Below are 18,997 nucleotides of genomic sequence, written 5' to 3' on the forward strand. Positions count from 1 at the left end.
ATCCCGCTCAGCGGCCCGGCTTGTCGGCGGCCGGGGGACGGCCGGGGGTCTCGGTCTTCCCCGGGGTGAAGGTGACCGGGAGGCGGGCGGGCGTGTGGCCGGTGGGCGGCACCTGGAGGGTCTTCAGGGAGAACTGCATGACCTTCTTGTAGATGGGTCCGCAGATCTGGCCGCCGAAGTAGCTGCCCTTCTTGGCGTTCTGGATGACGCAGTACACGGTGACGCGCGGCTTGTCGGCGGGCGCGAACCCGGCGAAGGACGAGGTGTAGCCGCGGTAGCGGCCGGTCTGCGGGTCGACGCGGTTGGCCGTGCCGGTCTTGCCCGCGACGCGGTAGCCGGGGATGCGCGCCTTCGTACCGGTGCCTTCCTCGTCGTCGACGACGGACTCCAGCATCCGCGCGACGGTGTTCGCGGTCTTCTTGCTGACGACGCGGTTCTTCCCGGGCGCGGACGCGGGCGTGAAGCGGCCGTCGGGCCCCTTGGTGCCGCGCACGAGCGTGGGCTCGATCCGTACGCCGTCGTTGGCGATGGTCGAGTACACGGAGGCCGCCTGCATGGCGTTGATGGACACGCCCTGGCCGAACGGGATGGTGAACTGCTGCGAGGTCGACCACTTGTCGGGCGGCGCGAGGATGCCCTTGGTCTCGCCCGGGAAGCCGAGTCCGCTGGGCTTGCCGATGCCGAACTTCCGCAGGTACGCGTAGAGGGTCCGGTTCACCTGCCGCTGGGTGTTCCCCAGCTCGCCGGTGGCGAGGATCGTGCCGATGTTGCTGGACTTGGCGAGCACGCCGTTGAGCGTGAGGTACCAGGTCGGGTGGTCGATGTCGTCCTGGAAGAGCCGGTCGCCGCGGTGCAGCCGGTTGGGGACGGTGACCCGGGTGTGCGGCGTCGCCGCGTTCTCCTCCAGGACGGCGGCCATCGACATGACCTTGGCGGTGGAACCCGGTTCGTAGGCGTCCTGCACCGCCGCGTTGCCGAGGCTGCCGCTCGCGGCCCGCGACAGGTCGTTGGGGTCAAAGCCGGGCGCGTTGGCCATGGCGAGGACCTCGCCGGTGCGGGTGTCCTGCACGACCACGTAGCCGCGGTCCGCCCGGGACTTCCTGACCTGCTCGGTGATGGCGTCCTGCGCGGCCCACTGGATGTCGCGGTCGATGGTCAGCTCGACGTCCGAGCCGGGCACGGCGGGCTTCTCGTTGGTGCCCGCGGTCGGGACTTGGCGGCCGCCGGACTGGGCGTAGCGGATCTCGCCGCGCTTGCCCGCGAGGTCCTTCTCGAGCTGCTGCTCGATGCCGCCGCCGCCCTTGCCGTCGGCGTTGACCCAGCCCAGTATCCCGGCGGCCAGGTCGTCGTTCGGGTACACGCGCTTGCTGGTGGGCACGGCGAAGACGCCGGCGAGGACGTTGACCGCCTCGGCGTCGGCGTTCGCCTTGTCGGCGAGCGTGGCGCGCAGGTCCTTGATCTGCTTCCACACCTGCGGGGTCTCGCGGCGGGCGAGCAGCGTGAAGCGGGTGTCGGGCGTCCTGAGCTTCTTGGCGAGGACGTCGGTGTCCTCGTCGACGATCGGCGCGAGCAGGGCCGCGGCCTGCTCGGGCGCGTCCTTGATCTTCGTCTCCTCGGCCGTGAAGAGCGTGGGGTCGGCCGTGATGTCGTACGCGTCCACGCTGGTGGCGAGCTCGACGCCCCTGCGGTCGGTGATGGCCCCGCGCTCGGCGGCGATCTTGTGGCTGGAGTACCGGTTCTTCTCCGCCTTGGCGGCGTACGCGTCGGCGTCGACGGCCTGCACCTGGAGGAGCCGCACCACGAACGCCAGCATCACCAGGGTCAGGGCGAGGCTGACCAGGCGGAGCCGCGGCCGGGGGCTGCCCAGGCGCAGCGGCTTGGCCCGGGCCGCGGCCGGGCGCGGGCCGCGGCCCTGCCGCGGGCCCTGCTGGGGGCGGCGCGGCCCGCCGCCGCGCGCGGGCCGGACGGGGCGGGCCGGTCCGGGGACGCGGCGCCGGGGCGGCGGTTGACGGTCCGTCACTTACGTCACCTGCCGGAGGTCGTGGGGGCGGGCTTCGCGGAAGGGGGCGGCACCGCGCCCGGCGCGGTGCCGCTCGCGGGCGGTACGGCGGCGGGGCTGGGCGCCGGGGACGGCACGGCCCCGGGGGTGGGCAGCGCCTCGGGGGCCTGGGGCGCCGGGGCCGCAGGGGGCAGCGGCGCGGGCGGGCGGGCCGCGGACTCGCGCAGGGCGGACGGCCCCGGCGCGGCGCCGGGCACCCCGCGGACGGTGCCGTCGGGGTTCAGGAAGGCCGGGTCGCCGCCGGGGACCATGCCGAGCTCACGGGCGCGGCGCTGGAGCGCCTCCGGGGCGGCATGCTCGTCGACGTCCCGTTGGAGCTGCTGCTCCTCGTCGGTGAGCTCCTGGGTCTCCTTCTTCAACTTGCTGAGCTGGAAGGACCCTTCGTTGAGCGAGGAGTTGAGCAGCAGGAGCGTGATCAGGCCGCCGCCGAGCAGCAGTACGACCAGGAGCATGAAAGGGGTGCGGGCGGCCTGGCTCGGGCCCGCGGGCAGCAGCCGCGCGAGCCGCGCCGCCCTCCCCCGCAGCTGCGGTCTCTTGCTCACGGAGCCACCTCCTTCACGAAGCCACCTCGGTCATGCGGACCCTTCGCCACCGCGGTCCGCGCGGGCGCTCTCTCCCGCGGGCACCTCGTGGACGCCTCTCACCGAGTGACGTCCTCGCGGATGCGCTGCGCCCCGCGCAGCCGCGCGGGCGCGGCTCTGCGGTTCTCCGCGATCTCCTCCTCGGTGGGCAGTTCGGCACCGCGCGTGAGCAGCTTGAGCCGCGGCTGGTACTCCTCGGGCACGACCGGCAGGCCGGCCGGCGCCGTCGTCGCGGCACCGGCCGCGAACACCTGCTTGACCAGGCGGTCCTCAAGGGAGTGGTACGACAGGACGGCGATGCGGCCGTCCACGGCGAGCGCCTTCACGGCCGCGGGGATGGCCCGCTCCAGGACGCTCAGCTCGCCGTTGACCTCGATGCGCAGGGCCTGGAAGGTGCGCTTGGCGGGGTTGCCGCCGGTGCGCTTGGCGGCCTGCGGCAGCGCGTCCCGGATCAGCTCGACGAGCCGGGCGCTGTTGCTGAAGGGCTCCTTGTCGCGCTCGCGCACGACGGCGGACACGATCCGCTTGGCCTGCTTCTCCTCGCCGTACGCGCGCAGGATGCGGACCAGCTCGCCCGGGGGGTAGGTGTTGAGGACCTCGGCGGCGCTCATGCCCGTCGTCTGGTCCATGCGCATGTCGAGGGGCGCGTCCTGGGCGTAGGCGAAGCCGCGGTCCGCCTCGTCGAGCTGCATGGAGGAGACGCCGAGGTCGAACAGGACGCCCTGCACGCGCGGGACGCCGAGCCGGTCGAGCACCTCGGGCAGCTCGTCGTAGACCGCGTGGACGAGGGTCGCGCGCTCGCCGTAGGGCGCGAGCCGCTCGCCGGACAGGCGCAGCGCCTCCTTGTCGCGGTCCAGGGCGATGAGGCGGGCCTCGGGGAAGGCGGCGAGGAGGGCCTCGCTGTGGCCGCCGAGGCCGAGGGTGCAGTCGACGACGACGGCCCCCGGCCGTGCGAGTGCCGGGGCCAGCAGGTCAAGACACCGCTGGAGCATCACCGGGACATGTCGACTGCTGCTCAAGGGGCCCTCTCAGGTCCGGCGGGCGCCGTACGCACCGCCGGGTCCCCGCCCGCTCGACGAAGGGGAACCGGTGTGCCGGCGCCGGGGGGCGGCGTCAGCCGACCGGGAGCGGGAGGAGGCCGAGCCGTACGTACGCGCCACGCACGTGGGGAATTCTGCGAATCTCCGGATGTACCAGCGGGGAGCAGGTCTCCGCTCCCGCTTCGCGTCACTTTAGTCCACCCTGTCTCGCGGTCAATCAACCGGCCTGCGCGGCGCGGCCCGACCGGAATCCCGTCGGCGATCCGCGCGGTTTCACCCGTTCGGCCGCCGCGCGCCCACTCCTGTGGGTTACCTCACAACAACGTTCAATGATGTTCTTTGTCCCCTCTCACAACGGGCCCGCACCCGCTGTGACCACTACCGTCATAGTCATGACGACTTCCGCATCCCTCCCCACTGAGCCCGAAGGCGCCATACCCACCGGCGGTGCGCACGAGGGCGGCACCGTCACCGACCGCCTGGTCGACGCGAACACGCGCTACGCGGCGCGCTTCACCGACCCCGGCATGGACGCCCGGCCCGTCCTCCGGGTCGCGGTCGTGGCCTGCATGGACGCCCGCCTCGACCTGCACGCCGCACTCGGGCTCGAACTCGGCGACTGCCACACCATCCGCAACGCCGGCGGCGTCGTCACCGACGACGTCATCCGCTCGCTGACGATCAGCCAGCGCGCGCTCGGCACCCGCAGCGTGGCCCTCATCCACCACACGGGCTGCGGCCTCGAGTCCCTCACCGAGGAGTTCCGGCACGACCTCGAGATGGAGGTCGGACAGCGGCCGTCGTGGGCCGTGGAGTCCTTCCGCGACGTCGACCAGGACGTGCGCCAGTCGATGCAGCGGGTGCGCACCTCGCCGTTCCTGCTGCACGCCGACGACGTGCGCGGATTCGTCTTCGACGTGCACACGGGCCTGCTGCGCGAGATCGACCCCGCCTGACGCGCTGACGCGTCCGTCCGCCCGAGCGGGACGGTGCCGCCCGGGAGCGGTGCCGCCCCGCCGGTGCGCGGCTCGGTGAGCCGCGTGACCAAAGCGACAGTGTGTGACGCAGAGGTACCGGGTACCGGACAATTTCCGGCACCTGAAACACCGCAAGATCCGACATAACGGCGCCAGTTATCCACAGGCAAGTGACACGAACCGGTATGCCCAACAAGAATGCCTGTGTGGCACCGCGCTGAACCATTCACGCGTGGTGTCCGTGTTTCGGGGTGGGCCGGTCCGCACGCGAGTGTCGGCCCGGGGAACCATGAAAAGAGGTGTCCCTTGCTCCTTGCCGAGCGTGGGGAAGGGCCGAGGAGGGCCGGGTGACGACCTATGACGATCGAGCGAGCCTGACAGATCTGACCGCCACGGCGGAGCGTGTCCGCGGGTCGGTCGAGGGTGTGATCGAGGGCAAGCCGGAGGTCGTACGGCTTTCGCTGACCGTGCTCCTCGCCGAGGGGCACTTGCTCATCGAGGATGTTCCGGGCGTGGGCAAGACCATGCTCGCCAAGGCGCTCGCGCGGTCCATCGACTGCTCGGTGCGGCGTATCCAGTTCACGCCGGACCTGCTGCCGTCGGACATCACGGGTGTGTCCATCTGGGACCAGCAGCGCCGTGACTTCGAGTTCAAGCCGGGAGCGATCTTCGCGCAGATCGTGATCGGCGACGAGATCAACCGCGCGTCCCCGAAGACGCAGTCCGCGCTCCTGGAGTCCATGGAGGAGCGCCAGGTCACCATCGACGGGCAGACGTACGAACTGCCCAGCCCGTTCATGGTGGTGGCCACGCAGAACCCGGTGGAGATGGAGGGCACCTATCCGCTGCCCGAGGCGCAGCGCGACCGCTTCATGGCGCGCGTCTCGATCGGCTATCCGGGCCCCGAGGCCGAGCTGCAGATGCTGGACGTGCACGGCGGCGTCTCCCCGCTGGACGACCTCCAGCCGGTGGCGCACGCGCACGACATCGTGAAGCTCATCGACGCGGTCCGCACGGTCCACGTCGCCGAGGCCGTGCGGCGGTACGCGGTCGACCTGGTCGGCGCCACGCGCAACCACCCCGACCTGAGACTCGGCGCCTCGCCGCGCGCGACCCTGCACCTGCTGCGGGCCGCCAAGGCGTCCGCGGCGCTCAGCGGCCGTGACTTCGCGCTGCCGGACGACGTGCAGGCGCTGGCCGTCGCCGTCCTCGCCCACCGGCTGCTGCCCACGGCCCAGGCCCAGCTGAACCGCCGCACGGCCGAATCGGTCGTCCTGGAGATCCTCCAGCGCACCCCGGTCCCGGCGGCCCAGCAGCCCGGCCAGGGGTTCTTCGGTCAGCAGCCGCCCGGCGCCCGGAGGCTGTGATGACGGCCGGGGGGAGGCCGTCGGAGCGCCCCGACGGCCCCGGCGGCTCAGGGGACGGGGGAGACAGGGGCGAGCGGGGCGGGCTGCGCACGGCGCTCGCCGGGCTCACCACCCGGGGCCGCTCCTTCTTCGCGGCGGGCATCGCCGCCGCCGTCTGCGCCTACGTGCTCGGCCAGGGCGATCTGCTGCGGGTCGGACTGCTGCTCGCGGCCCTGCCGCTGGTGTGCTCCGCCGTGCTGTACCGCACGCGCTACCGCGTCGCGGGCAGCCGCCGGCTCTCCCCCGCGCGCGTGCCCGCCGGTTCGGAGGCGCGCGTGCACCTGCGGATGGAGAACGTCTCGCGGCTGCCCACGGGCCTGCTGATGCTCCAGGACCGCGTTCCGTACGTGCTCGGGCCGCGGCCGCGGTTCGTGCTCGACCGGGTGGAGCCGGGCGGCCGCCGCGAGGTGTCCTACCGCGTCCGCTCGGACCTGCGCGGCCGCTATCCGCTGGGCCCGCTCCAGCTGCGCCTCACCGACCCCTTCGGGATGTGCGAGCTGACCAGGTCCTTCTCCACGTACGACACGCTGACGGTGGTCCCGCGCGTGGAGGCGCTCCCGGCGGTGCGGCTGACCGGCGAGGCCAAGGGGTACGGCGACGGACGGCACCGGTCGCTCGCCCTCGCGGGCGAGGACGACGTCATTCCGCGCGGCTACCGCTACGGCGACGACCTGCGCCGCGTCCACTGGCGCTCCACCGCGCGCTACGGCGAGCTGATGGTGCGCCGCGAGGAGCAGCCGCAGCGCTCCCGCTGCACGGTGCTCCTGGACACCCGCGCGGTGGCCTACCAGGGCGCGGGCCCGGACTCGGCCTTCGAGTGGGCCGTCTCGGGCGCCGCCTCCACGCTGGTGCACATGCTCGAACGGGGCTTTTCCGTACGTCTGTTGACGGACACGGGCAACTCGCTGCCCGGTGAGGGCGCCGACGGCTTCGCGGGCGCGAGCCAGGAGTCGGCGGACTCGGCCGGGCTGATGATGGACACGCTCGCCGTGATCGACCACTCGGACGGCGCGGGCCTCTCGCGCGCGTACGACGTGCTCCGCGGCGGCAACGAAGGCCTCCTCGTGGCCTTCATCGGCGACCTGGACGAGGAGCAGGCCACGGTGATCGCCAAGATGCGCCAGCGCAGCGGCGCGGCGGTCGCCTTCCTCACGGACAGCCACGCCTGGCTGCGGGGCGCGGGCGCACCGCCGTCCGCGCAGGCCGCGGACCGGCTGCGGCTGCTGCACGAGGCGGGCTGGACGGCGGTCGTCGTGCCACCCGGGGTGCCACTGGTCGACCTGTGGCGCCAGGCGGACCACCTGCGCACCAGCGCGGGCGCGGCCCCGGCGGCGGGCACGGCCCCGACGGCGGGCGGAACAGGGGGATGGTCATGAGCGGGCGTACGCGACTCGCGCTGTGCGCGGCCGCCGCGACGCTGATGGCGTCGGGCGCGATGCTGCCGCTCGTCGACGAGTCGGGCTGGCTGGTGCAGGCGGCGATCCTGCTCGCGCTGCAGAGCGGCGTGGGCGGCCTGGCCCGGCGGGTGCCGCTCGCCCGGCCGCTGACGGTGGCCGTGCAGGCCCTGGTCACCCTGCTGCTCCTGACGCTGGTCTTCGGCCGGGAGCAGGCGCTCGCCGGGGTGGTCCCCACCCCCGAGGTGTTCCGGCACTTCGGCCTGCTCCTGGAGGCGGGCGGCGACGACGTCGGACGGTACGCGATCCCGGCGCCGCTCACCGACGGCATCCGGCTGATGCTGGTCGGCGGCGTGCTCGTGGTCGGGCTCCTGGTGGACGCCCTCGCGGTGACGTTCCGCACGGCGGCACCGGCGGGACTGCCGCTGCTCGCCCTGTACTCGATCGCGGCGGGCCTCGCCGAGGACGGCGCCGGGTGGCTGTGGTTCCTGCTCGCGGCCGCCGGGTATCTGCTGCTGCTCCTCGCGGAGGGCCGGGACCGGCTCTCGCAGTGGGGGCGGGTCTTCGGCGGGGCGGCCCGGCCGCCCGGCCGGGTCTCGGCGGGCCTGGACGGCGACGGCGGCGCCCTCGCCCCGGTGCGCACGGGCCGCCGCATCGGCGCGGTCGCCCTGGGCGTCGCCCTGGTGGTGCCGCTCGCGCTGCCCGCCCTCGACGGCGGCCTCCTGGACGACTCGAACGGGCCGGGGGGCGGCGGCCGCGGCGGAGGCGGCACGATCTCCGCGGTGAACCCGCTGGTCGCGCTGCAGGACAGCCTGAACCAGCCGGAGGACCGCGAGGTCATCTCGTACCGCACGAATGCGAAGAACTCGCAGGAGATGTATCTGCGGATCGTCTCGCTCGACCAGTTCGACGGGACGACGTGGAAGACCACCGTCCGGGACATCGAGGACATCCCCTCGCGCCTGCCGGACCCGCCGGGCCTGTCCCCCACAGTCCGCAGGACCGAGATCCAGACGAACATCTCGGCGGCGGAGGGCTACGCGCAGAACTGGCTGCCCATGCCGTACCCGGCGAGCCAGGTCCGCATCGACGGGCGCTGGCGGTACGAGCCCGTGGGCCGCGCCGTGGTCGGCGACCGCGGGCAGACCACGCGGGGCGTGCAGTACTCCGTCAACAGCCTGGTCGTGGAGCCCACGGCCGAGCAGCTCGCGGCCGCGCCCCCGCCGCCCGACGCCGTGAAGCGGGAGTTCACCAAGGTGCCGGACACGCTGCCCGCGGTGGTGGGCGAGACGGCCCGCAGGATCACCCGGGGCACGGCGAACGACCACGAGCGGGCGGTGAAGCTCCAGGACTGGTTCGCCTCCGACGGCGGCTTCACGTACAACACGCAGGTCCGCGCGGGCAGCGGTCCCTCGGCGATCGCGCGCTTCCTGGACCAGAAGGAGGGCTTCTGCGTCCACTTCTCCTTCGCCATGGCGTCGATGGCGCGCACGCTGGGCATTCCGGCGCGCGTGGCCGTGGGCTTCACGCCGGGCTCCGCGCAGGCGGACGGCACCATGTCGGTGGGGCTCCGGGACGCGCACGCCTGGCCCGAGCTGTACTTCGAAGGCGTGGGCTGGACCCGCTTCGAGCCGACGCCGTCCCGCGGTTCCGTGCCGGACTACGCCCGTGACCAGGCGCCGACCGACGACGCCGACGACCCGGCGGCGCCCGAGCCGTCCACGTCGGCGGCTGAGTCCCCGCAGCCCTCGCAGTCCTCGGACTGCCCGCGCGACCAGCGTCAGGCGGGCGGCTGCAACAGCGCGCTGCCGCTGCTCGCGACGGGCTCCGACGACGGCGGGCCGCCGATCGGGATGATCGTGGGCGGCTCGTTGGCGGGCCTGGCCGTGCTCCTGGTGCCCCTGTTGCCGCTGCTGTGGCGGACGCGGGTGCGCGCGGTGCGGCTCGGCGTCGGCGGGCGCACGGAGACGGACGCGGCGACGCGGACCCTCGCGGCCTGGCTGGAGGTCACGGACACCGCGTGGGACCACGGCATCCCGCCGGACGAGTCCCAGACACCGCGGAAGGCGGCGGCCCGGATCGTCCGCGTCGGCGGCCTTGAAGCGGGCGCCGCGGCGTCCGTGCACCGGGTCGCGGCGGCGGTGGAGCAGGTCCTGTACGCGCCGCAGCCGCGGTTGACGACGGGGCTGCCCGACGACGTGCGGCGGCTGCGGGAGGGGCTGCGCGCCTCGGCGAGCCGTTCGGCCCGGCTGCGGGCGACGCTCGCGCCGCGTTCGGCCGCGCGGGTGATGTGGTCCCTCTCGGAGCGCTGGACGGCGCTGCGCGCCCGGTGCCAGCGCCGTCTGGCCAAGCGGTGGCCCGCCCGCCCCGCGGCGCGCGAAGGGGGCTGAGCCCCCGGGTCCGGCCGTCCTGGCCTGGCCCGAAACATGTGTGGGGTGACCGCGTTCCTGCGGTCACCCCACACATGTGTGTGGACCCTTCACCATCAACCGATGTGCGAGTGCACATGCGCGAGCAAACGCCGGAGGGGGCTGGGTCCCGGGCGGGGCCACCAGTGCGCCCACTGGATCTTCGGGGCGTCCGGGGTGGTGGGGCCGTCCGGATCACGGGGGCGCGGGATCGGCGAGTACGGCGGCTGACAGGACTTCGGGCAGGACTCAGCCAGGACGCGGGCAGCGACAAGGCCCGGCGCGCACGATGCGCGACCGGGCCTTGGGCACGACAGAAGTCAGGCGCGGCGGGGAATCATCGGAGGCTATTGGCCGCCTTGCTGCTCGTCCCTGCGGCGCTGCCAACGCTGCTCGATGCGGTCCATCATGGACCGCCGCTGCCTGGGCTGATGCTGCCGCCGCCCGTGCGGGGCAGCGGTTGCACTGGGGGTGCCGGGGGCCTGCTCGCCCGGCTTGGGCGCCTTGCGCCAACCGGTGACGGCGAGCACCGCGCATCCCAGCATGACGAGGAATCCCACCACGCTCACCCAGATCAGCTGGGCGACCATTCCGGCCATGAGAAGGGCGATACCCACCAGGAAGCCCGCGACCGCTTGGTAGACCCGCTTCCGGGTGTACGTACGCAGCCCGCTTCCCTCAAGCGCTGTCGCGAACTTGGGATCTTCGGCGTACAGCGCTCGCTCCATTTGCTCGAGCATGCGCTGCTCGTGCTCCGAGAGCGGCACGGAGTCCTCCTCATCGTGCAGTCGCCGGGGCGACCGGGGGGTCCCCTTCAGGATAGGCAGGGAATCGCCCCCGTGAAACCCGCCCCTCTGCGCCAACTTCGCCAAACCGGACCGTCAGGTCGCTCCGGCTCGCTGAAGCCTGCATTCCCCAGCGGCCGGTCTGTCATGCCGGACGGTGTCCCTCGATCATACGGCGCCCGTAGCCCGTTCGGGGGGCCTGTGGCGTACTCCATGCGCTGCTGCGTCCCTGATCAGCGTGGTAGCCCCAGGTATCACAGGAGTCCCAGCGGCCGGTCGGAGCTCAGGCCCCGCTCGCCTCGGGCGTCTCGCCGAGCACATGCAGCTGGGTGGCCACGGAGTGGAACGCGGACAGCTCGGCGGCCGCCGCCTCCAGCTTCAGGAGGGCTTCCAGGGCGCCGGGCTCGGTGTCGACGAGGACGCCGGGCACGAGGTCGGCGAAGACCCGCACGCCGTGCACGCCGCCCACCCGCAGGCCCGCGCCCTCGACCAGCTCGGTGAGCTGCTCGGCGGTGAAGCGCCGCGGCACCGGGTCGCCCTCGCCCCAGCGCCCGGCCGGGTCCTCGAGCGCCTTGTGGGCCTCGGTGAAGTGACCGGCGAGGGCCCGGGCGATGACGGCGCCGCCGAGGCCCGCGGCGAGCAGGCTCAGGACGCCGGCGGGGCGCAGCGCGCCGACGGCGTTGCGCACGCCTTCGGCCGGGTCGTCCACGTACTCCAGGACGCCGTGACAGAGCACCGCGTCGTAGCCGCCGCGCTCGACGACGTCGAAGAGGCCGTGCACGTCGCCCTGGACGCCGCGCACGCGGTCGGCCACGCCCGCCTCGGCGGCGCGGCGCTCCAGCGCGAAGAGCGCGTTGGGGCTGGGGTCGACGACCGTGACGCGGTGGCCGAGGCGGGCCACGGGCACCGCGAAGTTGCCGCTGCCGCCGCCGGTGTCCAGGACCTCGAGGCCCCCGGGGGCGTCGCCCGCGGTGGCCTTGACCCGGCGGTCGAGGGCGTCCTTCAGGACGTCCCAGACCACGGCGGTACGGAGGGAAGCGCGCGGGCGAGGGGGGTCGGAGCGCAGCGACGCCGTCTGCGGGTGACGGGGGGAGGCGGGCGGGCGCATCGGGTCCGACACGGCAGTTGACTCCTCGGCGCGGCTCCGCCTGGGTGTCGGCGGGCTGTTCGGGTACGGGCGGTCCCACCCTATTGCCTTCGGAGCCGTGCCCCGGCATCCACGGGGGCGGGCGGCGCGGGCGGCCGCTCGCGTCGGCACCCGGGCGCGCCCGGGCCGGGCGCGCGCCGCGGGGCCGCTCACGGGCCGCGTGGCGCACGCCCAGGTCAGCCCGCATCCGGTGACTCCTGGCGCGCTTGCGGAAGGACCGGCTGGAGGACCAGCATCCGCTCGACGATGCGCAGGAACATCGCCGCGTCGCGCAGCAGGTCGTCGGCGTCGCGGACGCTGGCCGCACCCTGGATGCCCGCTTCCGCGCGGGCCCTGCGGGCGGCTCCGGAGGCGAACAGGGCGCTCCACTCGGTCAGCTCGGGGGCTATCTCGGGCAGCACTTCCCAGGCGCTGCGGATGCGCTGCCTGCGCCGGGGGTTGAGCTCGGGGCGGCCGCGGGCGGCGAGGACCGCGGCCGCGGTGCGCAGGGCGGCCAGGTGGGCCGTGGCATAGCGCTCGTTCGGAGGGTCCAGGCGGGCGGCCTCGTCGAGTCCGGCGCGGGCCTGGGCGAGCAGTTCGAGGGCGGCGGGCGGGGCCGTGGCGCGGCGCAGGACGGGGTGCACGTCGCTCGCCGGACCGGTCAGTGAGGGGGCAGGGCCTGCGGCGCGGCGCCGGTGTGCGGCGGCCGCTGCGTGCGAACGGGCCATGACGAACCTCCTGTCGTCTGTGTGACGGCGCAGTGGCCGTATGTGCCCATCGTGGGGTACGCCACTGACAATCGCGCTGACCTGGCCCTTTGCCTCGATCGGGGGTTCGGGCTACCTTTTGTACTGACTGGTCAGTTCAAAAACTCTCGGCTCGGCTCGACTCGGCTCGACGACTCGGCTCGGCCCGGCCCGGCGGCCCGGCCCGGCGTCTCGGCCCGGCGGCTCGGCTCGCCGACTTGCCCGGCCTTTGGGCTTGCCCGGCTTTTCGGCTCACACGCTTCGGACGACGTGGAAAGGCGAGGAAGACCGTGAACGGTTCGCACGGCGCCGCCGTCAGTGCGGCGGACTTCGGACTCCAGGGACCACGGGGCTGGGCGTTCCGTGGCATCGGCTTCACGGCGGAGCCGGGCGCGCTCATCGCCGTCGAAGGCCCCTCCGGGTCCGGCCGCACCTGTCTGCTGCTCGCCCTCACGGGGCGCATGCGGACCACCGAGGGCACGGCGTCCGTGGGCCGCGCCCGGCTGCCCGGGCAGCTCGCCGCGGTGCGCCGGATCAGCGCGCTCGGCCCGGTCCCCGGCGTCAACGACCTCGACCCCGCGCTGACCGTCGCCGAGCACCTGCGGGAGCGCGCGCTCCTGGAGCGGCGGTACGAGGGCTCGCTGCGCGGGCTGCTGCGCCCGCACAGCGAGCGGGCGACCGAGTCCCGGCTGCGGATCGACACCGCGCTCAGGGCCGCCGGGCTCGACGCCGGCGCGCTCCCCAAGGGCTCGCGGACGTCGGTGCGGGACCTGGAGCGCCTCGACGCGCTGCGGCTCTCGGTGGCGCTCGCGCTCATCGGGCGCCCCCGGCTGCTCGGCGTCGACGACACCGACCTCAAGCTGTCGGACGCCGAGCGGGACGCCGCCTGGGACCTGCTGCGGTCCGTCGCCGCGCGCGGGACGACGGTCGTGGCCGTGTGCAGCGAGGCCCCCGAGGGCGCGGTCGTCGTATCGACGGTGGCGGGCAGCACGTCCGGCACCGCGCCCTCCCCCGCCGAGCGGACCGCCCCCTCCAGCCCTACTGACTCCACTGACCCCACCGACGACAAGGAGACGGCGGATGCGCTCCCCGAAGCTCGCCGCGCTTGAGCTCAAGCGCTTCGGCAGGGGCAGGCTCCCGCGCGCGGCACTCGTCGCGCTCCTGCTGCTCCCCCTGCTGTACGGCGCGCTGTACCTGTGCTCGTTCTGGGATCCCTACGGCCGCCTCGACCGGATCCCCGTGGCCCTCGTGAACGACGACAAGGGCGCCACGGTCGACGGCAAGAAGCTCGCGGCGGGCGACGGCATCGTCAAGAAGCTGCGCGACAGCGAGACCTTCGACTGGCGCGAGGTGAGCTCCGCCGAGGCCCGCGAGGGCGTCGAGGACGGCACGTACTACCTCTCGCTGACCATGCCGTCGGACTTCAGCGAGCGCGTCGCGTCGAGCTCGGGCGCCTCTCCGGCGGCGGGGGCCCTCCAGGTCCGCACGAACGACGCGAACAACTACATCGTCGGGCAGATCTCCCGCACGGTGTTCTCGGAGGTCCGCACGGCGGCCTCCACGAAGGCCTCGCGCGGCTTCCTCGACAAGATCTTCATCTCGTTCTCCGACATCCACGGGGCGACGGCGAAGGCGGCCAAGGGCGCCGACAAGCTCGAAGGCGGCATCGGAAAGGCGAAGAAGGGCTCCAAGGACCTCGTCGACGGCCTGAAGAACGCCAAGGACGGCAGCGGGGACCTCGCCTCGGGCATCGGGAAGCTGCACACCGGCGCGGGCGACCTGGAGGACGGCTCGCGCCGCGTCGCGGACGGCACGCGGAAGCTGGCCGACCGCGTCAACGGCGAGGCGGCCAAGGTGCGGCCGTATCTGAAGGACAACGGCAAGACCCTCGGCGACAGCGCGCAGCTCGTCGCCGACTCCTCCAAGGCGGTCCGCCACAACCTGGCCACCCTGGTCGAGCGGGCCCCCAAGGCGGCCGCCGACGCCAAGGAGGCGTCGGCCGCCCTGGACGGCCTCTACGAAGAGCAGTGCCGGCAAGCCCCCGAGGCCCCTTCCTGGTGCCCGAAGCTGAAGAAGGCCAAGGAGGTCGCGGCCGACGTCTCGACCGTCGCCGGGGACGTCGACACGCTGGTCGAGGACCAGAACGGCGACCTGAAGCGGCTCGACACGAGCCTCGCCACGCTCCAGAAGAAGGCCCAGGGCCTCGCCGACCGCGCCCCGCACCTGGACGAGGAGCTGGACAAGACCGTCAGGGACGTCAACGCGCTCAACAAGGGCGCCGGAGACGTCGCCAAGGGCGCCAAGAAGCTGCACACGGGCCTCGGCACCGCCAGGACCGGCGCCACGGACCTGGACACGGGCGTCGGCAAGCTGAAGACGGGCGCGAGCGACCTCGACGGCGGCATGTTCAAACTGGCCGACGGCTCCGAGAAGTTGGCGGGCGGCCTGCACGACGGCGTCAAGAAGATCCCCGACTACGACAAGAAGGACCGCGACCAGCGCACCGATGTCATGGCCGACCCGGTGCAGCTCGCCTCCCAGTCGCTGCACAAGGCGCCCAACTACGGCACCGGCTTCGCCCCGTACTTCATCCCGCTGTCCCTGTGGGTCGGCGCGATGGTGGCGTACATGCTGATCCAGCCGCTCAACCGGCGGGCGCTCGCCGCGGGCGCCGCCGCGTGGCGCGTCGCGCTCGCGGGCTGGCTGCCGGTCGCGGCCCTGGGGGTGCTGCAAGTGGCCGCGCTGATGTCCGTGCTGCACTGGGGCCTCGGCCTCCAGATGACGCGGGCGGCCGGGACCATCGGCTTCCTGACCCTGGTGACGGCCTGCTTCGCGGCCATCGTGCAGTGGCTGAACGCCCGCTTCGGGGCGGCCGGGCGCATCCTCGTCCTCGCGGTCCTGATGCTCCAGCTGACGTCGGCGGGCGGCACGTACCCCGTGCAGACGAGCCCGGGCTTCTTCCGCGCGATCCACCCCTACTTGCCGATGAGTTACGTCGTCGACGCCCTCAGGAGGCTCATCACGGGCGGCGGCCTGGGCCCGGTATGGCAGGCGTGCGCGGTCCTGGCGGCGTTCACGGCGGGCGCCCTCGCGCTCACCGCCGTCACCGCGCGCCGCAAGCAGGTGTGGACACTCGACCGGCTGCATCCGGAGCTGAGCCTGTGAACGGGACGGAACCTGTGAAAATCAGGCACATGGAAAGCAGCGCGAGCAGCACGCGGCGTGAGGCCACCCGGCAGAAGTTGTACGAAGCCGCCGTCACCCTCATAGCGGAACAGGGGTTCTCCGCCACGACAGTTGACGAGATCGCCGAACGGGCGGGTGTCGCGAAAGGCACGGTCTACTACAACTTCGCCAGCAAGTCCGTCCTCTTCGAAGAGCTGCTGCGGCACGGCGTCGGCCTGCTCACCGCCTCCCTGAAGGACGCCGCCGAGCGGACCGTCCTGGAGGGCGGCAGCAAGGTCGACGCCCTGGACGCGATGATCCGCGCGGGCCTCCTCTTCATCGACCGCTACCCGGCCTTCACCCAGCTGTACGTCGCCGAGCTGTGGCGGACGAACCGGGCCTGGCAGTCCACGCTGATGGTCGTCCGCCAGCAGGCCGTCGCCGTGGTCGAGGACGTCCTGCGCGCGGGCGTCGCCAACGGCGAGCTCAGCGAGGAGATCGACATCCCCCTGACGGCGGCGGCGCTCGTCGGCATGGTCCTGGTGGCCGCGCTCGACTGGCAGTCCTTCCAGCCGGAGCGCTCGCTCGATGACGTGCACGCGGCGCTGTCCCGGCTGCTCCAGGGGCGGGTGAGCGGCAGCCGCTGACCCGGGCGGGCCACCGGCCGGCACACGGCCTCCGGTTCACCCGTTCGTACGCGTCCCCGTCGCGCGGCGCCGGTCCGGTGCGGCCTGGCACAGGCACACCGGACCGGCGCTTTCTCGGTCCCCCGCGCGACCCCCGTGGTCGTTCCCCCGGTCGCCCCCGTGACCTCGCTCCCGCCCTGTGCAGGCAGGAGGAGCGGCCAAGGGCGCCGCCCCGTTCCGCCGCCCCGTGTCGGCGGTGCCGGTGCCGCGCCCTTCTCCGTGTCATCACTCTCCCGTCCGCGCACGTCGGACCCCATCCGCGCGCGTACTCATCTCCGCCCCTAGGTACGGATACTCAGACCCGGGTGCTCAAGCGCAGGCCGGAACGTCGCTTGCTAGTTACGATCACGTCCGTGTCCGTACTTCCCCTGGTGTTCACCAGCGGCTGGGCCAGCGGGATCAACGCCTACGCGGTGGTCCTGCTGCTCGGCGTCTTCGGCGCCACGGGGCTCTCCGACGACGTGCCCGAGTCGCTGCAGAGCCCGGGGGTGCTGATCGCCGCGGGCGTGCTCTTCGCCTGCGAGGCTGTCGCCGACAAGATCCCGTACGTGGACTCGGTGTGGGACGCCGTGCACACCGTCATCAGACCGCTGTCCGGCGCCTGGGTGGGCGCGCTGCTCGCCGGGCAGAGCGGTTCGCTGTCGGACGTGGCGGCGGGCGCCATCGGCGGCTCCACGGCCCTGGCGAGCCACGCCGTGAAGGCCGGGACGCGGATGGCGGTCAACACCTCGCCGGAGCCGTTCAGCAACGCGATCCTGAGCACGGCGGAGGACCTCGGCGTCGGCGGGGTGGTCAGCTTCGCGATGTTCCACCCCGAGGCCGCGGCGATCATCGCGGGCGTGCTGCTGCTCCTCGGCGTGCTGCTGCTTGCCTTCCTCGCCTCGCGCATCCGCCGGTTCCTGCGGCGCAGGGCGCAGCGCCGCGAGGAGCGCCGCCTCGCGGCCGCGGCGGACCGGCCACCGGACTGAACCGCTCCCGGTCCGCGCCGCCGCCGGGGCGGGGGCCGTAGGGGCGGGCGGCCGACGGCGTTGTCAGTGGCGGCGGATAAAGTCCCTGGCATGGCACGGATTGTGGTGATCGGCGCCGGGATGGGCGCGATGACGGCCGCCGCCCGGCTGGCCGTCGCGGGCCACCGGGTGGTGGTGCACGAGCGCTCGCGGACGTACGGCGGCGCGGTCGGCCGCGTGGAGCGCGACGGCTTCGGCTTCGACACGGGCCCGGCCCTGCTGCACCTGCCCGCGGTCTACCGCGACCTGTTCGTGAAGACGGGCAAGCAGTCCCTTGAAGACTGCGTCGAGCTGTCGCAGGTCGAGCCCGCGGTCCGGCACGTCTTCGCGGACGGCACGACGACGGACCTGCCGAACGCCTCGCGGGCGGGCGTCAGCGAGGCCCTGGACGCGGCCCTCGGCTCCGGCGCGGGCGACCTGTGGTCGGCGTTCATGAACCGCGCGCGGGAGGCCTGGGACCGCACCCGCCGCCCCCTCCTGGAAGAGCCCCTGTGGCCGAACTGGCAGGTGCTCGCCGACCGCGAGCCCTACCCCTCGGTCGCCCGCCGCAGGCTGCTGCGCAAGGAGCGGCGCGCGGTCACGCTCGCCGAGATCGGCGCCTTCGAGCTGGACGGCGAGCCCCGGCTGTGCGCCCTCCTTGAGCACTTCGCCCTCGCCCACGGCCTCGACCCGCGGACGGCGCCCGCGAGCGCGGCCGTCCTGCCCTATCTGGAGCAGACCTTCGGCTCGTGGTCGGTGCGCGGCGGCCTGCACGCCCTCGCCGGGGCGGTGTACGAGCGGTGCCGCGCCCGCAGGGTCGAGTTCGCCTTCGGCTCGGCCGTGACGCGGATCGTGGTCAAGGACGGCCGCGCGGCGGGCGTCGAGCTGGCGGACGGCACCGTGGTCGACGCGGACTTCGTGGTGGCGGGCATCCCGCCGCGCGCCCTCGACGCCCTGCTGTCCGACACGACCGGCCCGGACACGGGCACAGGTACGGACACAGGCACCGGCATCGGCACCGGCACGGGGACACCGGCCCGCGCCTCCGGCGACGTCCCCGCGCAGTCCGGCCTCCCCAGCCGTCTCACCGTCCTGCTGGCCCTGCGCGGAGCCCGCCCCGACGGCACCCCGCATCGCACGGTGCTGCACACCCCGGACCGCGCGGACGAGCTCGACCGGGTCTTCGGGCCGCGCCCCGGGCTCCCCGCCGCCCCGACCCTCGCCGTCCTGCGCCCGGACGACCCGGCGAGCAGGCCGGACGCGGACCACGAGGCCGTGACCCTTACCGCCACGGTCCCCGCGGGCGCCACCGTCACGGACGCGGACGTACGAGGGCTCTTGGAGCGCGCCGAGTCCGCCGTCCCCGGCCTGCGCGACCGCCTCCTGTGGCACGAGGTCCGCACCCCGGCCGATGTTGAGGAGGCCACCGGCGCCGTCGGCGGCGCGGTCCCCGCGCCCGCTCTCGCGGCGGCCGGAGGGCGCCTGCTGCACCCCGCCAACAGCACGGCCGTGGCGGGCCTGTTCGCGGCCGGAGGCTGGGCGCACCCCGGCGGCGGGCTGCCGCACGCGGGCATGTCCGGCACGCTGGTCGCCGGGCTGATCGTGGAGGGGCCGGAGTTCCGCGGCTCCCAGTGAGCC

15 protein-coding genes are annotated in these 18,997 nt (G+C 73.8%); 9 read left to right on the top strand and 6 right to left on the bottom strand.

The features are described from left to right. Positions 1-7: 7 nt before the first annotated feature. The 3 genes from IG74_RS0121050 to rsmH form a co-directional block, all read right to left on the bottom strand. Entirely contained in the window at positions 8-2,020 is a 2,013-nt protein-coding gene (locus IG74_RS0121050; RefSeq protein ID WP_051855099.1) for a peptidoglycan D,D-transpeptidase FtsI family protein, read from the bottom strand. Between the two features lie 5 nt (positions 2,021-2,025). Further along, positions 2,026-2,601 (bottom strand): hypothetical protein, encoded by a 576-nt coding sequence (locus tag IG74_RS0121055; RefSeq protein WP_030679369.1) that lies wholly within the window; start codon positions 2,599-2,601, stop codon positions 2,026-2,028. A 98-nt stretch (positions 2,602-2,699) separates the two neighbouring features. Continuing rightward, positions 2,700-3,659, bottom strand: a complete 960-nt coding sequence (rsmH, locus tag IG74_RS0121060; RefSeq protein ID WP_078868923.1) for a 16S rRNA (cytosine(1402)-N(4))-methyltransferase RsmH — start codon at positions 3,657-3,659, stop codon at positions 2,700-2,702. A gap of 413 nt (positions 3,660-4,072) precedes the next feature. On the opposite strand from rsmH, the gene IG74_RS0121065 reads away from it, so the two are divergent. From IG74_RS0121065 to IG74_RS0121080, 4 genes are all read left to right on the top strand, one after another. Beyond that, on the top strand, positions 4,073-4,636 hold the full coding sequence (locus IG74_RS0121065) for a beta-class carbonic anhydrase (RefSeq protein WP_030679374.1): 564 nt from the start codon (positions 4,073-4,075) through the stop codon (positions 4,634-4,636). A 368-nt stretch (positions 4,637-5,004) separates the two neighbouring features. Further along, positions 5,005-6,024, top strand: coding sequence for an AAA family ATPase (locus IG74_RS0121070; protein ID WP_030679378.1), 1,020 nt, complete (start codon positions 5,005-5,007; stop codon positions 6,022-6,024). Beyond that, positions 6,024-7,439 (top strand): DUF58 domain-containing protein, encoded by a 1,416-nt coding sequence (locus IG74_RS0121075; protein ID WP_030679379.1) that lies wholly within the window; start codon positions 6,024-6,026, stop codon positions 7,437-7,439. The genes IG74_RS0121070 and IG74_RS0121075 overlap by 1 nt, the downstream gene beginning before the upstream one ends. Then, entirely contained in the window at positions 7,436-9,847 is a 2,412-nt protein-coding gene (locus tag IG74_RS0121080; protein WP_030679382.1) for a transglutaminase TgpA family protein, read from the top strand. The genes IG74_RS0121075 and IG74_RS0121080 overlap by 4 nt, the downstream gene beginning before the upstream one ends. A 365-nt stretch (positions 9,848-10,212) precedes the next feature. On the opposite strand, the gene IG74_RS0121085 is transcribed toward IG74_RS0121080, so the two are convergent. The 3 genes from IG74_RS0121085 to IG74_RS0121095 form a co-directional block, all read right to left on the bottom strand. Beyond that, a complete protein-coding gene (locus IG74_RS0121085; protein WP_030679385.1) occupies positions 10,213-10,632 on the bottom strand; it encodes a DUF3040 domain-containing protein in 420 nt (139 codons plus the stop codon). A 301-nt stretch (positions 10,633-10,933) separates the two neighbouring features. Continuing rightward, positions 10,934-11,770, bottom strand: a complete 837-nt coding sequence (locus IG74_RS0121090) for a methyltransferase (RefSeq protein ID WP_030679388.1) — start codon at positions 11,768-11,770, stop codon at positions 10,934-10,936. A 203-nt stretch (positions 11,771-11,973) separates the two neighbouring features. After that, a complete protein-coding gene (locus tag IG74_RS0121095; protein WP_030679391.1) occupies positions 11,974-12,504 on the bottom strand; it encodes an SAV_6107 family HEPN domain-containing protein in 531 nt (176 codons plus the stop codon). Positions 12,505-12,812: 308 nt separating this feature from the next. Between IG74_RS0121095 and IG74_RS0121100 the strand changes: the two genes are divergently transcribed. From IG74_RS0121100 to IG74_RS0121120, 5 genes are all read left to right on the top strand, one after another. Continuing rightward, positions 12,813-13,631, top strand: coding sequence for an ATP-binding cassette domain-containing protein (locus IG74_RS0121100; RefSeq protein WP_030679394.1), 819 nt, complete (start codon positions 12,813-12,815; stop codon positions 13,629-13,631). Beyond that, positions 13,603-15,687 carry a YhgE/Pip family protein gene (locus tag IG74_RS0121105; protein WP_030679397.1) on the top strand — a complete coding sequence of 695 codons (2,085 nt, stop codon included), beginning with the start codon at positions 13,603-13,605 and terminating at the stop codon, positions 15,685-15,687. The genes IG74_RS0121100 and IG74_RS0121105 overlap by 29 nt, the downstream gene beginning before the upstream one ends. Before the next feature lie 29 nt (positions 15,688-15,716). Further along, positions 15,717-16,334: a TetR/AcrR family transcriptional regulator gene (locus IG74_RS0121110; protein WP_030679400.1), complete on the top strand. Its 618-nt coding sequence runs from the start codon at positions 15,717-15,719 to the stop codon at positions 16,332-16,334. A gap of 392 nt (positions 16,335-16,726) precedes the next feature. Further along, the gene (locus tag IG74_RS0121115) at positions 16,727-17,341 is read left to right on the top strand and encodes a DUF4126 domain-containing protein (protein WP_030679402.1); all 615 of its coding nucleotides are present in this window, start codon (positions 16,727-16,729) and stop codon (positions 17,339-17,341) included. A gap of 90 nt (positions 17,342-17,431) precedes the next feature. Beyond that, on the top strand, positions 17,432-18,994 hold the full coding sequence (locus IG74_RS0121120; protein WP_030679409.1) for a phytoene desaturase family protein: 1,563 nt from the start codon (positions 17,432-17,434) through the stop codon (positions 18,992-18,994). The last annotated feature ends 3 nt before the right edge of the window (positions 18,995-18,997 follow it).

It is taken from the genome of Streptomyces sp. NRRL B-1347, from assembly GCF_000720325.1.
Taxonomy (GTDB): Bacteria; Actinomycetota; Actinomycetes; order Streptomycetales; family Streptomycetaceae; genus Streptomyces.